Source organism: Streptomyces sp. NPDC002499, from assembly GCF_053595415.1.
On the sequence record NZ_JBSFXO010000001.1, the window covers coordinates 463,266 to 483,549 of the forward strand.

The window sequence follows — 20,284 nt, forward strand, 5'->3', positions numbered from 1 at the left end:
GCGGCTGACGCCGGCGATGCAGGTGGCCGGTAGGCGGGTGGCGGTCGGGGCCACAGGTAAAGTGCCGAGGTCGGAAGGGAGATGCGTATGCACCGGGATGGGTCTCCGCTGCCGGGTCCGACGGGGCGTCTGGTCGGGCGCGATCGCGACCTCGTACTGATTCAGGAGTTTGTCGACGCGGCCGTGCTCTCCGGTGGGGCGCTGCTGCTGTCCGGGGATGCCGGGGTCGGCAAGACGGTGTTGCTGGACGCGGCGGCCGAGCGGGCGCACGGCCAGGGTGCCCGGGTGGCGCGTGCCGCGGGAGTGGAGTTCGAGAGCACCATCAGTTTCTCGGGGCTCCATCAGGTTCTGCAGCCGTTGTTCGCCGGGATCGAAGGGCTGAGCGACCCGCACCGCAACGCCCTCGGCGTCGCGTTGGGACTGGACCAGGGAGCTCCCTCCGACCAACTGCTGGTCTCGAACGCGGCATTGACCCTGCTCGTAAAGGCAGCCGCGGAGCGCCCGTTGCTGGTCGTCGTCGACGATCTCCCGTGGCTGGACCGGGCCAGCGCCACGGTGCTGGGATTCGTCGCGCGTCGCCTGGGCGGCAGCAGGGTCGGCTTCCTCGGCGCGTACCGGTCGGGTGAGGGAAGCTTCTTCGAACACGGCGGAGTCACCCGGCAGCACGTACAGCCGCTCGACGCGGACGCGGCGGCTGCGCTGATCGAGGCGCGCGCCCCTTCCCTCGCCCCCCGCGTGCGGGAGCGCCTGCTGGCCGAGGCGCAGGGCAACCCACTGGCCCTCCTGGAACTGCCCACCGCCCTCAGCGGCCCGCAGCGCTCGGGCACCGGGATGCCCGAACTGCTGCCGTTGAGCCGCCGGCTCCAGGCCGTGTTCGCCTCCCGCGTGGAGGCACTGCCCGCCTCGACCCGACTGCTCCTCCTGTACGCGGTCCTGGACGGCACCGGCGACCTGCGCGCTCTCGCGTCGGCCGGTTCCGGGCAGACCCGTATGGAAGACCTGGCGCAGGCGGAGCGGGCGGGGCTCGTGTCCGTGGACGAGAGCAGCGGACGTCTGGCCTTCCGGCATCCGCTCACGCGCTCCGCCGTCGTGGAGCTCTCGACCAGCGATCAGCGGCGCGCGGTGCATCGTGCCCTCGCCGAGTACCGGACCGACCGGCCCGACCGGCGCGCCTGGCACCTCGCGCACGCCACGGTCGAACCCGACGAGGACGTCGCGGTGCTGCTGGAGCGGGTGGCGCGCGACACCGTGCGGCGGGGTGACGCGGGCGGTGCCATCGCCGCGCTGCTGCGCGCCGCGGAGCTGAGTCCGCGCGGCTACGAGCGCAGTCGGCGGATCGCCGAGGCGGCCTATCTCGGCGCGGACCTGACCGGTGATCTGCGTGATGTGCCGAGGCTGCTCGAAGAGGCCCGCGTGGCCGACGGCGGACGGGCCGGGCCGCTGGTCGCCGCGGTCGCGGCGGCCCACCACATCCTGCTCAGCGGCGAGGGCGACCTGGACACCGCCCACCGGCTGCTCGTCGGCTCGATCCAGATGCAGCACCAGCCGTACGACGCGACCGACCCCACCATGATCAACGCGCTGTACACCCTCGCCTGGCTGTGCCAGAGCAGTCAGCGCGCGGAGTTGTGGCAACCGCTGTACCAGGCGCTGACCCTGGTGAAGCCGGGAGTTCCGGACCAACTCGCCCTGGCGCTCAGCACGATGGCGGATCCGGCGCGGACGGCACCGCCCGCGCTCGGGAAGCTCGACGAGGCGATCACCTCGCTCGACCGGGAGGTGGATCCGGTCCGCGTCATCCGGATCGCCATGACCTCCCTCTACGTGGACCGGCTGCCGGGGTGCAGGACGGCGCTGCGGCGCGTGCTGCGCGACGGGCGGGACAACAGCTCGCTCGCCGTGGAGATCCAGGGGCTGGTCTACCTGGGCAGGGACCACTTCGCGGCGGGTGAGTGGGACGAACTGGAGGCACAGGCCGCGCAGGGCCGGGATCTGGGCGAGGCCCACAGCTACGAGCTGCTGTCGACGGAGTTCCTGTACCAGCGGGCGCTGGTCGCGGCGGCGCGCGGTGACGAGGCCGCGACCAGAGCGCTGACGGACGAGATGATCCTGTGGGCAACGCCTCGCGGTGTGGGTTCCTACCTCTCCTGCGCCTCGCACGCGCGGGCGTTGGCCGCGCTCGGCCGCGGCCGGTTCGAGGACGCCTACCGGCACGCGTCGGCCATCAGCCGCCCGGGGGAACTCGCCTCGCACGTCCCGCCTGCCCTCTTCGTCGTCATGGACCTCGTCGAGGCCGCGGTCAGAACGGGCCGGACCGAGGAGGCGACGGCGCACGCCGCGGCGGCTCGCGAGGCCGGCATCGACGCGATCTCGCCCCGTCTCGCCCTGCTCGTCAAGGCGTCGGCGGCGATCGCCGCCGTCGATCACGACGCGACCGCGCTTTTCGAGGAGGCGCTCGCCGTACCCGGCACCGACCGCTGGCCCTTCGAGCTGGCCAGGGTCCAACTCGCCTACGCCGAACGCCTCCGGCGCGCGAAGGCCACCACGGAGGCACGCACCCAGCTCGCCAACGCGATCGACACCTTCGAGCGACTCGGCGCCCGCCCCTGGGCGACCCGGGCGGGCAACGAGCTGCGGGCGACCGGTCTGTCCCTCGGGACCGCCGGGGTCACCGGGCCCGCGTCGCTGACGCCACAGCAACGGGAGATCGCCATGCTCGCGGCGGCGGGTCTCACCAACAAGCAGATCGCCGAACGCCTCTTCCTCTCCCCCCGCACCGTCGCCGCCCACCTGCGCCAGCTCTTCCCCAAACTGGGTGTCGCCTCGCGAGCGGCGCTGCGCGATGCGTTGGTGCAACTGCCGCCGGAATAGGGCCTGTTGCCGCGTCGGACACGGAGGACGCCGGAAGCGCGGCCGGACGCGCCGAGCCCTTCTGCTTCCATACGCTCCCCCGAGCGCCCCTCCTCGCCCGGACCGCGTCCCTGAGGCTGGAGGATCGGTCCTGCGATCGGGGGGTATCCATGACAACGGCCTCTTCCGTCGGTACGGCTCCGGGAGGGCTTCCCTTCCTAGGCCACCTGCTGCCGCTGATGCGCGACCCTCTGCGGTTCCTCACCTCGCTGCCCGCGCACGGTGACCTGGTCTACATCCGTATCGGCCCGCTCAAGGCCCTCGCGGTGTGCGACCCCGGGCTGACTCGTCAAGTCCTCGTCGACGACCGGACTTTCGACAAGGGCGGCCCGCAGATCGAACAGGCCAGGGAGGCGCTGGGCAACGGTCTGCCGCTCTGCCCGCATGCCGAGCACCGGCGCCAACGCCGGTTGGTCCAGCCGGCGTTCCGCGCCGCCCGGCTCCCCACGTACGCACGCGTGATGACCCAGGAGACGGCCGCCGTCACGGGTTCCTGGTCCGACGGCCAGACCTTCGACGTCTACGTCGAGATGCAGCGGATCGCCGCGCAGAGTTTCGTGGCGACGGTGTTCGCCGACACCCTGACCGCCACGGCCCTCACCGAGATGCTGGAGGATTTCGGGGTCATCGCGGAGGGCATCTTCCGGCGCATGATCACGCCACCCCTGCTGAACGGACTCCCCACTCCCGGCAACCGCCGCTATCACCGGGCGCGTTCGCGGCTGCGCGGGACGATGGCCCGTGTCATCGCGGACCGCCGCTCGGACGGCACCGGCGACGACGACGACCTGTTGTCGGTCTTCCTGAACACGCCCGGTTCCACCGAAGGCGACAAGGACCAGGGTCTGTCCGATGCCGAGATCATCGACCAGTTGATGGACTTCTTCTTCGCCGGCATCGAGACCACCGCCGCCGTCCTGGCCTGGACGCTGCATCTGCTGACGAACCATCCCGGCATCGAGGAGCGACTGCACGCCGAGGTCGACGACGTCCTCGCCGGAGCCGCGGCCACGTTCGACGACGTGCCGAGGCTGGAGTACACACGCCGGGTCATCGACGAGACGCTGCGACTGTATCCGCCGGGCTGGCTCATCAGCCGTACCACCACCGCCGACACCCGCCTCGGCGGGCACTTCCTGCGTGCCGGTACGGCCATCATCTACAGCCCGTATCTGATCCACCACCGCGCCGACCAGTACGACGACCCCGAGCGTTTCGACCCCGACCGCTGGAGCGGTCCGCAGCGCCTCAGTCCGTCGGACGGCTCCTTCATCCCGTTCGGCGGTGGCGCCCGCAAGTGCATCGGCGACCAGTTCGCCCTCACCGAGGCCGTCATCATCCTGGCCACGATCGCCGCCCGCTGGCGTCTGGAACCCTTACCGGGCAGCCGAGTTCGCCCTTCCATGGCGCTCACGTTGAGTCCGCAGCGGCTGACCATGCGCGTCAGGCCCCGCGCGTGACGGTTCCGCCCACGCCCTCCGGCCCTACTTCGCCTGGTACGCCCGGAGAAAGGTCCGCACTCCCTCGACGATGAGCGGCCGGACCCGGGCGTCCTCCGCGGCATTCGCCGAACCGAACCTGTTGAGCGCGACGTTGAAGGTCAGCGCGATGAACTGGTCGGCGGCGAGCAGGGCGTCGGGGACGTCGAGCAACCCGGCCTCGGCGAAGGCGGCGAACCGCTCGGCGAGTGCCTCCTCAGGGGCGTCGGCCATGGAGTTCTCGCCGCCGTCCGGGACATGGCGGGACTGCGCCCGGACCAGCCGTTGCAGCGTCGCGTACTCCGACGAGCCGAGCATGTCGGTCGCGATGCGCGTCGAGAACGCGACCAGGACGTCCTCCAGGTCGGCTGCTTCGGTGGGGCCGACGAGAGTGTCGTCGAGGATGCGCCGGATCGTGGTGATCAGCGACTGGCCGACGGCGTCGACGACCGCCTGCAACAGCGTCTGCTTGTCCCCGAAGTAGTCGTAGACCGTCCGCTTGGACACCTCGGCCCGGGCGGCGACCGCGTCGACGCTGGTCCGGTCGAAACCGTCGGCGAGGAACAGTTCCCGGGCCGCGGCGAGGATCGCGGCCCGCTTCGGCGTGGACCCCTCGCGCAGTGTCTTCGCGGTCGGTGTCTTCGGCCTCGGCGTCTTCGTGGTCGGCATGGCCTCACTCTAACTCAACTACACTGCACGGTGTAGTGTAATTTTGGTTGCTCGCCCGCCTACGAAGGAAGGACGTTCATGACCACAACCCTGGTCGCTCCCCCGGTCCGCGTCGGGAAGGCCGCCGTCTGGGCGCTGGGCATGCTGGCGGCCGCCACCGGGACCCTGGAGTCGGTGGTGACACCGACGCTCCCGCTGCTGCAACGGGAGTTGTCGATGAGCCCCGCCCAAGGGGCGTTACTCAGCATCACGATGCTCATCACCGGCGCGCTCATCACGCCCGTCGCGGGCAACCTCGGTGACCGCCACGGCGGGAAACGGGTCATGCTCCGGCTGATGGCGGTGGTCTCGGCCGGTGGCCTGGTGTCCTCGCTGGCACCGAACCTGCCGGTGCTGCTGCTCGGTCAGGTGCTCGAGGGCGCGATGGTCGGCGCGATGCCCCTCTCGTTCATCCTCGTCCGCAAGCACCTCACTCCAGGTGAGTCACAGGTGGCCATCGGGGTGGTCAGCGGGTTGTTCGTGGGCGGCGGGATGCTGGGCACGCTGATCGCCGGGCCCATCGCGGAAAACCTGTCCCGGCACTGGATGTTCGCGATACCGACGATCGCGATCGTCGTGGCGACCCTGCTGGTGCAGAGGCTGATGCCGGACGACCCGCCTGCCCAGTCGGGGGCCAGGATCGACTGGCCGGGGCTGGTGCTCCTGAGTGGCATTCTGCTGACGCTCATGTTCGGGCTCGCGCTGGCGCCCAGCGCCGGCAGCCAACCGCTCGCGCTCGGCGCCCTCGTCGTGCTCCTGGTCCTGTTCGTGGCCGGGTGGACCGTCGTCGAACGCCGGTCACCCTCGCCGATGGTCGATCTCAACCTCCTTGCCAAGCCCGCCATTTGGAGCTCGTACGTCATCACCTTCGCCGTCTGTGTGGGCACCGCCGTGGCGATGTATCTCGTACCGCAACTGTTCGCGGTGTCCGCCGACGGCTACGGCTTCGGGGCGAGCTCCACCGACATCGGGCGGTATCTGCTGCCCGGCGCCGTCATGGCGGCGATCAGCGGGCCGCTCGGCGGGGTCGCGGCGCGGCGGTTCGGTTCAAGTGCCGTGGTCGCGACCGGAATCGGCGTCATGACGGCCACGTTGGTCGCCCTGGCGTTCCAGCACTCCGCGGTCTGGCATCTCGTCCTCGGCAAGGCGCTGATCGCCCTGGCCAGCGGTGTCTGCGTCACGGCGATGGTCGTCAGGACCGCCACCTCCGTCGATCACGGCAACACCGGCACCGCCACCAGCCTGGTCCTGGTGACGCGCGTGATCGGCTTCGCCGCCGGCGCGCAGATCAGTGGCGCGTTCCTCACCGCCGGGACCCGCCCCGGGATGGACGACCCGGCCGAATCGGCCTTCGTCACCGGCTTCGTCGTCGCCGGCGCGGTCACGGCGCTGTCCCTGCTCGTCGTCCGCACCTTGAACAAGGGAGTCAAGGCATGACCCACACCCATCAGTTGACGGACACAGGCACCACACCGAGGCGCAAGGTCCTGATCTCGGGGGCCAGCATCGCGGGTCCCGCCCTCGCGTACTGGCTGAACCGCTACGGATACGCGGTCACGGTGGTGGAGAAGGCGGGCTCGCTCCGCAACGGCGGTTACCCCATCGACGTGCGCGGCACCGCACTTGAGGTCGTTCGTCGGATGGGGATCCTGCCCCGGCTTCGAGATGTGCACGTCGGCTCGCGCCGGATCACCTTCCTAGACTCGGACGGCGGCATGGTCGTCTCGGTCGACCCCCATACCGTCGCCGGCGGTGTCGCGGGACAGGATCTGGAGGTGCGGCGCGGGGATCTGACCGACGCCCTCTACACGGCGGTCCGAGACGACGTGGAGTTCTTGTTCGACGACCGCATCGACACCCTCGACCAGTCCGGCCAGGGGGTCGACGTCACCTTCCGCGGGGGCGACAGCCGTACGTTCGACATGGTGTTCGGCGCGGACGGTCTGCACTCTCGTACCCGGGAGTTCCTGTTCGGCCCCGAGGAACGATTCCACCGCTATCTCGGGTACTGCTTCGCCGGGTTCACCCTGCGCAACACCCTCGGGCTCTCCCACGAGGTCCTGATGTGGAACACCCCGGGCAGGGCCGCGGCTCTCTACGCCGTGGGCGACGACGACGAAGTGCACGGCTTTCTCAACTTCGCGCGCCCGGAACCGCCGTTCGGCGCATTCCGTGACCCGGAGGCCCAACGGGACCTGGTGGCAGGGGTCTTCGCCGACGCGGGATGGGAAGTCCCGGGCATGATCGCCGCCATGCGTGACGCCGACGACCTGTTCGTCGACGTGGTCAGCCAGATCCGTATGCCTCGTTGGTCCAGTGGCCGGGTCGCGTTGGTGGGCGACGCCGCGTACGCGCCCTCGTTCCTCACCGGGCAGGGGTCCAGCCTCGCGCTCGTCGGTGCGTACATGCTCGCCGCTTCCCTGGCCGACCGGGACGCGGTGGAGGGGTTCGCCGCCTACGAACACGACACCCGTGAGTTCGTGACCGCGAATCAGGAGTTGATCGGCGAGGGCGATGCCGCCCTCTTCCCCACCACTGCCCGGGCCCTGGAACAGCGCAACGAGATGCTGCGCGGGCTCAGCGTCATGCCTCCCGCGGAGGGTCGACCGGCCCACTCGGCACTCACCCTGCCGGACCTCGTACCCGCCGGCTGATCTGCGGGAGGTCTCCCCCGGGCTCAGCTCCGCAGCGGCTGCGCCAGCCGTTCCAGCAGGCCCGCTACCAGCGCGGTCTGCCCGGGGACGGTGTCCGGGTAGATGAACTCCCCCTGGGCATGGGCTCCGTCGCCGACGGCGCCCATGCCGCACAGCACGGGCAGGCCGAGCGCGGCGACGAAGTTGGCGTCGCTGGCGCCGCCGACCGCGGTGTCGCGCAGGGCGTCGCGGCCTTGTTCGCGGGCGACCGCGCGGGCTAGGTCGAGCAGAGGGACGGAGGCGGCGTTGAGGGTCATCGGCGGCCGGTTCCAGGCGTGGTCGATCTCGATGCGGACGCGCGGGTCGCTGACCTCGATGGCGTCCAACTCCGCGTCGACACGGTCCTGTTCGACCTGGCTGCTGACCCGGATGTCGACGCCGGCGGTGGCCTGCCCGGCGACGACGTTGATGGCCGAACCGCCCTTGAAGAGGCCTGTGTTGATCGTGGTGCCCTTCTCGGGGGCGGCGACCTTCGCGGCGGCGACCACGAACTCGGACAGCGCGGTGATCGCACTCGCCCCGTCCTGCGGCGCGAGCCCTGCGTGCGCCTCCACGCCGGTGGCGGTGACCTGGAAAATGCCGGTGCCCTTGCGAGCGGTCTTGACCGCGCCGTGGGCGCTCGGCTCCAGCACCAGCGTGACGTCGGCCTTCTGCGCGACCTCCTCGATCACCGGCCGCGAGGACAGGGATCCGATCTCCTCGTCGCCGTTGAAGAGGAAGGTGACGGTGGGCAGCGGCACATCGCTCTCCCGCGCCAGCCTCAGGGCCCAGATCCCCTGCACCAGACCGGTCTTCATGTCGAAGATGCCCGGCCCGCTCAGCCTGTCCCGCCCGTCGTCGGACGGCCCCGGCTGCTCCCATCCGGCCAGGGTCCCGGTCGGCCATACGGTGTCGTAGTGGCCCACGAGCGCGACGTGCCCGGCGCCGGTACCGGCGTAGGTCAGGGTGAGGGTGTCGCCGCATTCGCCGCCGGGGTGGCGCTGTTCGTGGTCGGGTCGGCCAAGCCGCTCGACGGTCAGCTCGCGCAGGAGGTCCAGGCCGCTCGCCAGGCCGGGGAGGTCGTAACTGCCGGTCTCGTGGCGGACGAGGGTCAGGATGTCGTCGACGATCCCCGACGAGACGTCCTGGGCGCGGGCGGTGAGGGTGGCGGCTGCGGGTGAAGCGGTCATGGTCTGCTTTCTCGTAGGGACTCGTAGGGACTCGTAGGGACTCGTAGGGACTCGTAGGGAGACGTGGGGGCGGCTCTGTCGTGGGCGTGCGGGATCAGCCGACGCCGAAGGGGATGCCGAGCAGGTACCAGGCCACGAAGAACGCGACCCAGACGACCCACACGACGGCGGCGATCGGGATCGTGAAGGAGGCCAGGGTGCCGATGCCGGCGGACTTCTTGTGCTGCTGGATGAAGCCGAGGGCCATCGCGAAGTACGGGCTCATCGGGGTGACGCAGTTGGTGACCGAGTCGGCGACGCGGTAGACGGCCTGGGTGGTCTCGGGCTCGATGCCGATGAGCATCAGCATGGGCACGAGGATGGGCGCGGCCAGCGCCCACAGGGCGGAGCCGCTGGTGATGACGAGGTTCATGAAGGTGATCAGTACGGCGATGCCGACCAGCACGGTCCAGCCGCCCAGGTGCATGTCCTTCAGCGTCTGCGCGCCCTCGATGGCGATGACGTTGCCGATGTTCGTCCACTTGAAGTAGGCGAGGAACTGCGAGATCGCGAAGAAGAGGACGAGGATCGGGGCGTAGGTGCGCGTGCCCTCGACCAGGCCGTCGACGATGTCGCGCGGGGCCCGGAAGGTGCCGGCGATCCGGCCGTAGACCCAGCCGAGGAGGGTGAAGAACAGGAAGAGGACCAGCGACATGCCGGTGATCAGCGGGGATTCGACGATGGAGCCGCCCGGGCCGCGCAGGGGTGAGGACGCGGAGACGAGGGCCGCCGCCAGGAGCGCGACGAAGCCGAGCGCGACCAGGCCGGTCGTCCGCAGCGCGCGGCGCTGCTCCTCGGTGACCTCGATGGTCTTCAGTTCCTCGGCGCTGAGCGCGGTGATCGGCTCGTCGGGGTCGAGGTCCGTGCGTTTGGCGATGACCTTGTCGACGACGAGGGTGATCACCAGGGCCACGAGGACCGACGAGGCGAGCGCGAAGAAGTAGTTGGCCACCGGGGTGACGACGTAGTCCGCGTCGATGGTGTGCGCCGCGGCGGTGGAGATCGACGACAGCAGTACGTCGGTCGTGGTGATCGCCGGGGAGGCGTCGTAACCGGCGGAGATGGAGACGTAGGCGACGATGCAGCCGAGCACCGGACTGCGGCCGGCGGCACGGTAGATGAGGGCCCCGAGCGGGATGAGGGTGACGTACGCGGCGTCGCCCGCTACGTGGGCGACCATCGCGGTCATCGACAGCGCGAAGGTGAGGTATCTGCCCGGCACGCGCGCGACCATGCGGCGCAGCATGGTCGTAAACAGCCCGCTGGCCTCGGCGACGGCGATGCCGAAGCCCACGATGAGGATGGTGGCCAGCGGCGGGAAGGTCGCGAAGTTGTCGACGGCCCCCTCGATCATCGTCGTCAGGCCGGCCTTGCTGAGCAGGCTCTGCACCTTGATGGCCTCGTGCGTCCCGGGGTGCACGGTGCCGACACCGGCCGCCGCCAGTACCGCGCTGAGGACGATCACGACCCCCGCGAGGATCCAGAACAGCCAGAACGGGTTGGGGAGTTTGTTGCCGACCTTCTCGATCGCCGCGAAGCTCCGGAACGCGATGCGCAGGGCTCTCGACTCCGGCTCGGTCGGCCGGGACGGGGGCTGGGGCTGGGGCTGCGGTTGAGGCTGAGCGGAGGTGACACTCATCGGTACCTCTTCGTGCATTGGGGGGACGTTCCTGCGAACAATGGCATCCAAGTGAGAGATTCTCTATACCCTGGATGTAACGGTGGGATTAATCGGCACCCTAAAGTGGAGCACCATGACCCGTCCTCTCCTCGACGAGCTCGACCGGCGCCTCATCGGCGCGCTCCACCTGGCACCCCGGGCCACCTGGGACGACATCGGCGAGATCCTCGCCGCCGACGCCAGCACGCTCAAACGCCGTTACGACCGGTTGCACGAGGCGCGGATGGTCCGTGTGATCGGACAGGCCGACTGGGGCATGCACTCCACGGCCATGCCGGTCCACGTCTTCCTCGACGTCACCGGCGAGACCCCGCTGGCCGTCCTCCACCGACTGCGCGACCTGCCCCACCTCCAGCTCCTGGCGCAGATCTCGGGCGACTACCCGCTCTACGCCGTCGTGCACGCCCCGTCCGAGGCGGCCACCAGCGAGGCGATCGACCGGATGTTCTCCGTCCCCGGGGTCCGCCGCGTCAACGCCCTGCCCGCGCTCAGCACCCTGCGCCGGGGCAGGACCTGGGACCCCCAGTCCCTCACGGAGACCGAGCGCGCCGACCTGCTGAAGCTCACTGGCGCCCGCCCCGAGGGCACGGCGACCGCGACCCCGCCCGCGAAACCGCTCAGCGAGGGCGAACGCAGTGTCGTCGCCCAACTGCTCCAGGACAGCCGCGCGTCCGCCGCGAGCATCGCCCGCACCGCCGGCCTGGCCACCTCCACCGCGCACCGCGTCGTCCGCCGGGTCCTCGACGAGGGCTGGGTCAAACCGCGCCTGGAGATCGTGTCGGAGTGGCTCGGCTTCCGGACGGCCTTCATCCTCCGGCTGCGCGTGGCTCCGGGTCAGACCCCCGACGTGATGCGCCGCATCGACCGGCTCCCCCAGACCCGACTGGCCGCCCACGTCGCCAGCGACATGTCCGTGCTCGCCACCGGCCTGGTCACCGACCGCTCGGCCCTGGCGCTCTTCGTCGACCACGAACTGGCCGGCATCCCGGGCCTCCTCGCGGTCAGCGTCGACGTCATGCTCGCGGAACCGCGCCGCTACTGGCTGGACCGCGACCTGACCTCCGGCCTCGGCGAATTCCACGCACCGACGCTCCTGTAATCCGCGACGGCGCCGGCGTAACACCCTTCAGCCGGCCGTCACAGCCCGCCGCTCGCTCCCCCCGGCCGAGCGGCCGCCACGACCAGTCGCCGGATGTCGGCAAGGTCGGCCTCGAACTCGGCGGTGAGGTCCACGGGCAGGTCCAGCCATGGCCCGAGTCTGGTGTGGCCGGGGAGTTCGCCGTCCGGGAGCTGACCGCGTCTACTACGCGGGTCCACGGCTCCCGGCGAGAAACGGCCCGAGGCCTCGGAGGCGGCGAAACCGATCACGAAGGTGCTGACCAGGCGTTCCAGCCGGGGCACTTCGGATTCCGGGACGCCTGCCTCGATGAGGGCGACGTAGATGATGTCCACCGCCCGGACGGCGTCCGGCGTGACGGCGGGGCGGGCGAAGAGGAGTTGCGCGGCCCAGGGGTGACGCCCGGTCACCTCCCGGACGGCGTAGGCGAGGGCGTTGAGCCGCTCGTCCCAGGCCAGGTCCTCGATCGCGCCCGACCGCAGCAGCGCGGCGAGCAGGCGTCCGAGCATGCCGTCGAGGAGTTCGGCCTTGTCCTTGACGTGCCGGTACAACGCCATCGGCGTCACGCCGACGCGCTCGGCCAGTGCGCGCATGGAGACCGCGTCGAGGCCGTGCTCGTCGGCGATGGCCAGCGCCGCGTCCAGGATCTCTTCCCGTCTGCCACTCATGGGTCTACAGTGTAGACGTATACGGCGTATACGCGTCGTGTCCCGGATCCGTCGCAGGTCGAATCCGTTGTGGGTCGGACGCCACCTGGAGGGCAGATGCTCGTCGCGGACGGACTGGTGAAGTGCTACGGCCGACGGCATGCGCTCGACGGCTTCGACCTGACGGTCGCGCCCGGTGAGATCGTCGGCCTGATCGGGCACAACGGCGCCGGCAAGACCACGTTCGTCGAGATCGTCACCGGTCTCGTGCGTCCCGACGCGGGCCGACTCCTCGTCGGGACGCACGACGCGCTGCGGGCCGGCCGCGCCGCGCGACGGCTACTCGGCGTGGCTCCGCAGGAGTTGGCTCTGTACGGCAGTGTCAGCGTGCGGGAGAACCTGCGGCTGTACGCCGGACTGGCGGGGCTGCGCGGACGGCGCCGGGCCGCCGAGATCGCCCGTGTCCTGGAGGAGTTGCACCTGACGGCTCTCACGGAGCGGAGCGTGGGTGTGCTCTCCGGCGGACAGCGCCGCCGCGTCCAGGCAGCCACCGCCATGGTCGGGTCCCCGTTGTTGCTGCTGCTCGATGAGCCCACCGCCGGGGCCGATCCGGAGACGCGGGCAGCCCTGCTGGCCGCCGTCAGGTCCCGCGCCGAGGCCGGTGCCGCCGTGGTCTACACGACACACTACCTGCCCGAACTCGTCGACCTCGACGCCACGTTGGCGCTCGCGCGGGCCGGGCGGGTCATCGCGCGCGGCACCCAGGAGGAGCTCACCCGCCACCTCCCCGGCGAGCTCAGGGTGTCGTTCGCCGATCCGGCCGAAGCCGAGCTACGGATGTCGACCACGGACCCCGGCGCCGATCTCGCCGCCCTGCTCGCCGCCGGCCGCACACCCTCCTCCGTCGACATCCGCCGCCCGAGCCTGGACGACCTCTACCGGTCCCTCGAATCCACGGAGCAGCAAAATGCCCCAACCGACCCGGAGCCGCACGATGCGGCCGCGTGAGTCCGCCGCCCGCGCAAGTGTCCTGATACGCCACAACGCGCTGCTGATGCTGCGCGAACCCGGCCCGCTGCTGAGCCGGATGATCCTGCCGCTGGTGTTCATCACCCTGCTGCGCCCGCTCTACCTCGCCGCACAGGGCCGGACGGCCGGCACCGAACAGGCCGTCGTCGGCACACTGGTCACCTTCTCGCTGCTCGCGCTGAGCATCTCCGGCAGCGCGATCCTCACTGAACGGCTCGCCCACACCTGGGACCGGCTGCGCGGCACACCACTCCACCCAGCGGAGATGCTCGCCGGCAAGGCCGTCCCCGTCTTCGCGGCGCTGCTCGCCCAGCAGTTGCTGATCGTCGGCTTCGGCGTGGGTGTCCTCGGACTGCGCGTTCCGCATCCGTTCCTGCTGCTGAGCGTCCTGCTGTGCTGGACCTGCGCCCTGCTCGGACTCGGCGCGCTGCTCGGCGTCCTGGTGCGCAGCATGGGCGAACTGTCCGCCGCCTACGACGTCGGCGGCATGCTGCTCAGCAGTGTCGGTGGCGCGCTCGTCCCGCTCAGCGTCCTGCCGGCCTGGGTCTCGGACGTGGCTCCGGCCTCCCCCGGCTACTGGGCGACCCGAGGCCTGCACGCGGCCCTCGCCGGCGGCACGCACACCGTCGCGGCGGCCTGCGGCACACTCCTCGGCACGGCGTTGATCTGCGGCGCCCTGGCCTCGGTACGCCTGCGGGGCAACAACGCTCGGCTGGTCGCGCTGTAGACCCCCGTGCGTCCCGAGTGAGCTGCTGATGACCGCGAGTTCACAGCGAACTGCGAGGAAGGACTTGCTTTAACGGGCCGTGGCCGTAACTCTTCACCAACAAGGTGCCTTTGCTCTGGGGGGAGTTGGCGCATGAACGGCACGATCGACGGGTTCCGCTATGGTGCGGTGACCCCGGTGGCGGCCTATTTGATGGCCTGCCTGGGTGGGGCGCTGGGGCTGCGGTGCATCGTCCGCTCCCTGCTCAACGAGGAGTCCTGGAAGCCCGGTTGGCTGGCGCTCGGCGCCGCGTCCATCGGCTGCGGCATCTGGACCATGCACTTCATCGCGATGCTCGGCTTCCAGGTCGAGGAGACCGGGATCCGCTACAACGTGGGTCTGACCGTACTGAGCCTGGGCGTGGCGATCGTCGTGGTCGCCATCGGCGTGTTCATCGTCGGCTATCTGGGCGCCGGCCGGACGACACTGGCGGTCGCCGGTGTCATCACCGGTCTCGGGGTCGCCGCGATGCACTACCTCGGCATGGCGGCCATGCAGCTCAACGGGGACATCCAGTACGACGTGGTCACGGTCGGGCTGTCGGTGCTGATCGCGATCGTCGCGGCAACCGCCGCGCTCTGGGCCGCCGTCTCCATCCGGGGCTTCCTGACGAGTCTCGGGGCCAGCCTGATCATGGGCATCGCGGTGTCCGGCATGCACTACACGGGCATGGCCGCCGTGGCCGTCCATGTGCACAACAACGGCAACGGGGCGTACTCGGGCGACTCGCCAACTTCGCTACTGCTCCCGATGCTCCTGGGACCAGCGGTCTTCCTGCTGCTGGCCGGCGTGGTGGTCATGTTCGACCCGCTGCTGGTGCTCGGCGACGGCGAGTGGAACCGGGGCCCGTCCGCCTCGTCCCGACGCCCCGCCACGAAGACGTCCGAAGCGGGTGACCCTGCCGTCGGGCCCGGTGCGCGCTCCCGCGGCACCTTCCTCGACCGGTCCGCCGCTGCTGCACGGCCTCGCCCGGACGCGCCGGCTTCCCCGTCCTGGCAGTCTCGGGACATCTCCGCGGCCACCGCCGCCGGAGGACGGCGCCGGGATCCGTCCCGGGGCTCGACCGGACGTCCCCCGGAACCTCCCGGGGCAGGCCCCGGACGTCTCACGGAGTCCGGCTCCGGACGTTCCACCGGCGCCCGCGCGGAACGGCCCCCGCGACCGCTCCGGACCACGTCCGAGCCCAAACCCGCGCCGACAACCGCACGTCGGCAGGCACCACCGCCCGCCAACCCGGCGCAGGGACCCTACGGTCCCCCGCAACAGGCGCCCCGCCCGGCCCCGCCGCGCGCCCAGGAGTGGTAGGCCGCCGAACCCAGCAGCCTGTCGGCAGCCACCCACCCACCCGGCAACGTCAGTTCGGCGCACCGGGCGGCACCCGCGGCAGCGGATCGAGCCGGACCGAGCCGGGGTCGGACAGGAAACGGCCGATCAGGTCGGCGGCCTCACGCGCGCCGTCGTCGTCCCGTCGGCCCGCCTCCTCGGCGAACCGGCGCAGGGCGGGGCGCAGTTCCGTCCGGGCAGTGGCGTGCAAGGCACCGTCCCGGACCACGGTCAGCAGGTGGTTGAGGAGCGTCCAGCCGGCCGTGCGCTGCACCGCCTCACCTCCGCGCGGCGCCGTCGGGACCGGATCGCCGCGGAGCCAGGTGGTGGCTAGCAGCGCGTCGACCACGTCGGTGACGCCCGGCACGCCGGGGTAGGTGGCGTGCTGCCAAGCGAGGCGGTTCAACCGGGCCGGTTCCAGGAGCTGTTCGGTGACCAGGGTGACGGCGGCGCCGACCGCTCCGAGGGGGTCGAAGATCCGCCCCGCGCCCGTGTCGAGGTACTGGTCGGTACGCCCGTAGCAGATGGCAGGCGGGGTGAGGGTGTCCAACACGGCGTCAGGTAGCGAGAGTTGCTCGGCGCGCAGGAGCGAGGCCAGCTTGGCGAGCGCCCGCTGCTGGGTGGCGGCCTCGACCACCTCCGTACCCCGGCTCGCGGCAGTCCCGTCCCCCGCGAGGCCGTACGCGTACCACACTCCCCCGACCAGCCGCGCCACCGCGGCCACCTCGTGCCGGTGCAGGAGATACAACAGCGCGAACCGCTCCTCCAGTTCACCAGTCTGCCGCTCGGGCGGCAGCACCCCGCGTGAGAACCCGTCGAGCGCCACGCGGCGAACGCGCGTCATCGTCTCCAGGGCCTGGAGTGGATGGTCGGCCGTCACCCAGGGCACGCCGTCGGCATGGGCGACGTGCGGACCCTGGCCGTCGTCGTCGGAAACATAGGCCAGTGCGGCGGACTCGCAGCGCAGCCGGGCGAGTTCGGCATCCTCGTCCGCAAACTGCCCGTAGGCGTGGGCGACGAGAAAGTGGTCCCACGGCCCGAGTCCCGTCGTGTAGGCGGCGGACAGGTCGACGCGGCCGTCCACGCCGACCTGGATCCGGGCATGCGGGTAGTCCATGACCGACGGCTTCGGGTGGGTCGTACTGGCGAAGTTGTGCATGAACCCGAGGGCGTGGCCGATCTCGTGCGCGGCGAGGTGGCGCAGTCGGGCGAGGACCAACTCCTCGACGGCGGCGAGGCGTTCGGCCTCGTCGGAGTGGCCGTAAGGGGCCAGCAGGGCTTCGCCGAGGGCGCGGACCTGCTCGACGCGCTGGGAGCCGAGCCGTACCCGGGCGTGCAGAATCTCGCCGGTGCGCGGGTCGGTCAGCCCCTGACCGAGGGACCAGCCGCGACCGGCCCGGTGCACCCACACCACGCCGTTGACACCCGGCTCGTACGGGTCGAAGTCGTCTCCGCCCGCCTCGACGCGGTAGGCGTCGGGCAGGCCGATCGCCGCGAACGCGTCCCGCCACCAGTTGCCGCCTTCGATCACGGCCGACCGGAAGGGCTCGGGGACGGCCGGGTCGACCTGGAACACGATGGGGGCGGTGCCCGGGCCGACGCGGAACCGGGGCTGGACCTTGACCTGCGTGTCGGCCAGTCCGACGCGGCCGTGGTCGGCGTGTCCGACGCCGTAGCCGCCGGAGGCGGGATGGAAGCGGCGTACCGGCATCGGGTCGGCGGGCAGCCGGATCAGGTTGAGCTGCTGCACGACCGTCACTGCACGGGGGTCGGCGGCGACCGCACGGATCGCGGCGCCGCGCCCGGGACCGCGGAGGGTGAGGAGCGCCGGCAGTCGGATGCCAGTGGGGCCGGTGCGGCTGTCGGCGACGAGCGGGAGGCTCAGCGACTCGTCGACGGCGTACTCCCCCTGCTCCTTCTCGTGCAGGTGCTCGGCGATCCGGTCGTGGTCGGCGAGGACGAGGCCGGTCGCGTCCACGACGGCCGCGCCGTCCTCCTCACGCAGCACCGGGCCGCTCCACACCACGGACAGCGCGAAGGACTCCTGGCCCGCACGCACGGCGGCCGCGTCGCCCGAGGTCAGGAAGTGCTTGTTGCGTACGACGAACAGGACCCGGTCGCCGGTCCGCCGGAACTCCGCGAGTCTCGCCTTGCCCGCCCGGCCCCGGTCCAGCCACAGCTCGCTGGAGCCGAGCCCCTGGGAGAGGGAGACGGTCAGCAGGAAGGGCTCGTCGAAGTGGCGGATGCCCAGGAGCAGCCGGTCGTCCGGGAGTTCGGCGTCGGTGACGAGGTCGATGAAGTCGGCCGGCATGCGTGCCCTTTCGCGGAGAGGTCTCGACGTGATCCTTTCAGGCACGGTTCGCCGGGCGCCGGGCGGGAACAGCGGGAACACTTCGTAGGACGATCCGGTTGGCACTGCCGTCCGGACATGATCGAAGAACGACGGAGGAGCCCGTGCCGCCGACCTCACGCCCCTTGCGCAAGCTGGGCTTCCTGACCATCGGTCTGTTCGACGAGGCCGATCCGCGCAAGGGCCACGAGTCCACGCTGGAGATCATCGAACTGGGCGAACGCCTCGGTTTCGACAGCGCGTGGCTGCGCCACCGCCATCTCCAGTACGGCATCTCCTCCCCCGTCGCGATCATGGCGGCCGCCTCGCAGCGCACCAGTCGGATCGAGCTGGGCACGGCGGTCACCCCGCTCGGCTGGGAGAACCCGCTGCGGCTCGCGGAGGATCTGGCGACGGTCGACATCCTGTCCGGCGGGCGCGTCAACCCGGGCGTGAGCGTCGGCCCGCCGATGCACTTCGACCGGGTCAAGGAGGCGCTCTACCCGGACACGGCCGACGTCGAGGACTTCAGCTACGAGCGGGTGCGCAGGTTCGTGGACTTCGTCCGCGGCAAGCCGGCCACCGACTCCGGTGGCGTCGAGGGCTTCGAGGTGTTCTCGGACCGGGTGCAGCCGCACTCCCCCGGCCTCGGCCGGCGCCTCTGGTACGGCGGCGGGAGCCTGGGCTCGGCGCAGTGGGCCGGCGAGAACGGGATGAACTTCCTGACGAGCAGCGTCGTCAAGGCCGAAGCGGAGCAGGGGCCTTGGGACTTCGCCGAGATCCAGCTAGCCCTCATCCGGGCCTTCCGCGCCCACCACCCGGACGGCGACGCGGCCCGCGTCTCGCACGGCCTCGTCGTCATCCCCACCGACTCCGCGTCGCCCGAACAGCGGGCGAAATACTTGGAGTTCGTGGCCAAGCGCACCCCGCGCACCACGTCACCGCAGGGGCCGGCGCGGCTGCTGTTCGCGCCGGACATCGTCGGCACGTCCGAGGAGATCGCCGAACAGCTCCACGCGCACGCCGCGTTCCGCGAGGTCGACGAGGTCGCGTTCGCGCTGCCGTTCACCTTCGAGCACGAGGACTACGTACAGATCCTGACCGACATGGCGACGAAGCTGGGCCCGGCGCTGGGCTGGCGGCCCGCCGGGTGACCGATCGGCCGGCGACCCACCCCGCTCGCCATCACGTCACCAGCGGCCGGGCTCCGTGCCCACCACCGCCTGGGACGGCCTGCCGTCCACGCCGACGGGCACGTCACCGGTGAGCATCACCCGGTGCATGATCCGGGGGTGGCCGAGGTGCGCGTTGTCGCTGGGGGCGAGGTGGATGGTGGCCCGGTTGTCCCAGAAGGCCACGCTGCCCGGCTCCCAGCGGAACCGGACGGTGTACTCGGGCCGGGTCGCCTGCTCGAGCAGCATGTCGAGGATCGCGGCGCTCTCCGGCCGGGAGATGTCGGCGATCTGCTCCAGGTAGTAGCCGTTGACGAAGAGCACCCGCTCCCCCGTCTCCGGGTGGACCCGCACCAGCGGGTGCACGGACGCGACCTGGTGGTCCAGCAGATGACGTACGTACGAGTCGTCACCGGGCCTCGGCTGGTAACCGACGCCCAGCCGGTGCTCCGCCCGCAGTCCGGTCACGAACTCCCGTACGGGGCCGGAGAGTCCGGCGTACGCGGCGGCCAGGTTCGACCACGTCGTGTCGCCCCCGTAGGGCGGTACGGTCTCGGCGCGCAGGATCGTCGCCGCCGGCGGGTCGACGCGGGCGCCGTGGTCGCAGTGCCAGCCGCGCAGCAGTGTGTGCCGGCGGCGTTGCAGCCACTCGTCGTGCTCCATCCCGAACTTCCCGCCCAGCTCCAGCCGGTCGGCGGTCGTCTCCACCTCGGGAAAGTCCGGCGGCGAGGCGCTCCCGCGCCTGCCCAGCACCACGGGCTCCCCGAAGCGCCGTGCGAACGCGACGTGCCCCGCGTGGTCCAGCCGCTGCCCCCGGAAGAACACCACCTTCCAGCGCAGCACCGCCGCCCGGATCGCGGCGACCACGGCGTCGTCGAGATCACCGCCCAGATCGACGCCGCCGATCTCGGCACCGATGTGCCCGGCGACCGGACGCACCTCGATCCCGGCGGCCCCGATCTCCGCGACTCCGGAAGCTCCGGTCCCTGAGGCCCTGCTCTCCGCAGCTCTGGCCTCGGCGGCTTCGATCCCCGGGGCCCCGGCCCTCGCGGCTCCTATCTTCGCGGCCTGTCCCGCCATGTCCCGCCCTGATGTCATACGCACTCCGATGGTCGTCCGGCGGCTCCCGGGGAGAACCCCAGGAGGAGTCCCAGGAAGATCGTGTCAGCCTTTGCCGCGCGTGGCGACGGTGCCGTCCGGTTGATCGCCGCGCGGGGCATCCG

General features: G+C 71.2%; 14 protein-coding genes and 1 pseudogene. 9 read left to right on the plus strand and 6 right to left on the minus strand.

Annotated features, from left to right (window positions below; all coding sequences use genetic code 11):
* Positions 1-87 precede the first annotated feature (87 nt).
* Both ACWD5F_RS02115 and ACWD5F_RS02120 read left to right on the plus strand, forming a co-directional pair.
* Complete coding sequence (locus tag ACWD5F_RS02115) at positions 88-2,871, plus strand: ATP-binding protein (RefSeq protein ID WP_451250196.1); 2,784 nt, start codon at positions 88-90, stop codon at positions 2,869-2,871.
* A gap of 149 nt (positions 2,872-3,020) precedes the next feature.
* Positions 3,021-4,370, plus strand: a complete 1,350-nt coding sequence (locus tag ACWD5F_RS02120) for a cytochrome P450 (protein ID WP_451250198.1) — start codon at positions 3,021-3,023, stop codon at positions 4,368-4,370.
* A 24-nt stretch (positions 4,371-4,394) separates the two neighbouring features.
* On the opposite strand, the gene ACWD5F_RS02125 is transcribed toward ACWD5F_RS02120, so the two are convergent.
* On the minus strand, positions 4,395-5,057 hold the full coding sequence (locus ACWD5F_RS02125) for a TetR/AcrR family transcriptional regulator (RefSeq protein WP_451250199.1): 663 nt from the start codon (positions 5,055-5,057) through the stop codon (positions 4,395-4,397).
* A gap of 78 nt (positions 5,058-5,135) precedes the next feature.
* Between ACWD5F_RS02125 and ACWD5F_RS02130 the strand changes: the two genes are divergently transcribed.
* Both ACWD5F_RS02130 and ACWD5F_RS02135 read left to right on the plus strand, forming a co-directional pair.
* Positions 5,136-6,533, plus strand: a complete 1,398-nt coding sequence (locus ACWD5F_RS02130; RefSeq protein ID WP_451250201.1) for an MFS transporter — start codon at positions 5,136-5,138, stop codon at positions 6,531-6,533.
* The gene (locus ACWD5F_RS02135; RefSeq protein WP_451250203.1) at positions 6,530-7,750 is read left to right on the plus strand and encodes an FAD-dependent monooxygenase; all 1,221 of its coding nucleotides are present in this window, start codon (positions 6,530-6,532) and stop codon (positions 7,748-7,750) included. The genes ACWD5F_RS02130 and ACWD5F_RS02135 overlap by 4 nt, the downstream gene beginning before the upstream one ends.
* 23 nt (positions 7,751-7,773) lie before the next feature.
* On the opposite strand, the gene ACWD5F_RS02140 is transcribed toward ACWD5F_RS02135, so the two are convergent.
* A complete protein-coding gene (locus ACWD5F_RS02140) occupies positions 7,774-8,958 on the minus strand; it encodes a M20 family metallopeptidase (RefSeq protein WP_451250205.1) in 1,185 nt (394 codons plus the stop codon).
* Positions 8,959-9,052: 94 nt separating this feature from the next.
* Positions 9,053-10,636, minus strand: coding sequence for an AbgT family transporter (locus ACWD5F_RS02145; RefSeq protein WP_451250207.1), 1,584 nt, complete (start codon positions 10,634-10,636; stop codon positions 9,053-9,055).
* Positions 10,637-10,751: 115 nt separating this feature from the next.
* Here ACWD5F_RS02145 and ACWD5F_RS02150 point away from each other — a divergent pair, with 115 nt between their 5' ends.
* Entirely contained in the window at positions 10,752-11,777 is a 1,026-nt protein-coding gene (locus ACWD5F_RS02150) for an Lrp/AsnC family transcriptional regulator (protein ID WP_401724696.1), read from the plus strand.
* 38 nt (positions 11,778-11,815) lie between these two features.
* Here the strand turns inward: ACWD5F_RS02150 and ACWD5F_RS02155 are convergent, their stop codons facing one another.
* Positions 11,816-12,463, minus strand: a complete 648-nt coding sequence (locus tag ACWD5F_RS02155) for a TetR/AcrR family transcriptional regulator (protein ID WP_451250209.1) — start codon at positions 12,461-12,463, stop codon at positions 11,816-11,818.
* 96 nt (positions 12,464-12,559) lie between these two features.
* Here ACWD5F_RS02155 and ACWD5F_RS02160 point away from each other — a divergent pair, with 96 nt between their 5' ends.
* The 3 genes and pseudogenes from ACWD5F_RS02160 to ACWD5F_RS02170 all read left to right on the plus strand — a co-directional run.
* The gene (locus ACWD5F_RS02160; protein ID WP_451250211.1) at positions 12,560-13,450 is read left to right on the plus strand and encodes an ABC transporter ATP-binding protein; all 891 of its coding nucleotides are present in this window, start codon (positions 12,560-12,562) and stop codon (positions 13,448-13,450) included.
* Positions 13,410-14,198, plus strand: coding sequence for an ABC transporter permease (locus ACWD5F_RS02165; protein WP_451250212.1), 789 nt, complete (start codon positions 13,410-13,412; stop codon positions 14,196-14,198). Before ACWD5F_RS02160 ends, ACWD5F_RS02165 begins: the two co-directional genes overlap by 41 nt.
* 132 nt (positions 14,199-14,330) lie before the next feature.
* A pseudogene (locus tag ACWD5F_RS02170) lies at positions 14,331-15,095 on the plus strand (MHYT domain-containing protein); the annotation flags it as partial.
* 496 nt (positions 15,096-15,591) lie between these two features.
* Here the strand turns inward: ACWD5F_RS02170 and ACWD5F_RS02175 are convergent.
* Positions 15,592-17,871, minus strand: a complete 2,280-nt coding sequence (locus tag ACWD5F_RS02175; RefSeq protein ID WP_451250214.1) for a zinc-dependent metalloprotease — start codon at positions 17,869-17,871, stop codon at positions 15,592-15,594.
* A 143-nt stretch (positions 17,872-18,014) separates the two neighbouring features.
* On the opposite strand from ACWD5F_RS02175, the gene ACWD5F_RS02180 reads away from it, so the two are divergent.
* Positions 18,015-19,043: an LLM class flavin-dependent oxidoreductase gene (locus ACWD5F_RS02180; RefSeq protein WP_451250216.1), complete on the plus strand. Its 1,029-nt coding sequence runs from the start codon at positions 18,015-18,017 to the stop codon at positions 19,041-19,043.
* A gap of 36 nt (positions 19,044-19,079) precedes the next feature.
* Here the strand turns inward: ACWD5F_RS02180 and ACWD5F_RS02185 are convergent, their stop codons facing one another.
* On the minus strand, positions 19,080-20,159 hold the full coding sequence (locus tag ACWD5F_RS02185; RefSeq protein ID WP_451250218.1) for a TauD/TfdA dioxygenase family protein: 1,080 nt from the start codon (positions 20,157-20,159) through the stop codon (positions 19,080-19,082).
* Positions 20,160-20,284 lie beyond the last annotated feature (125 nt).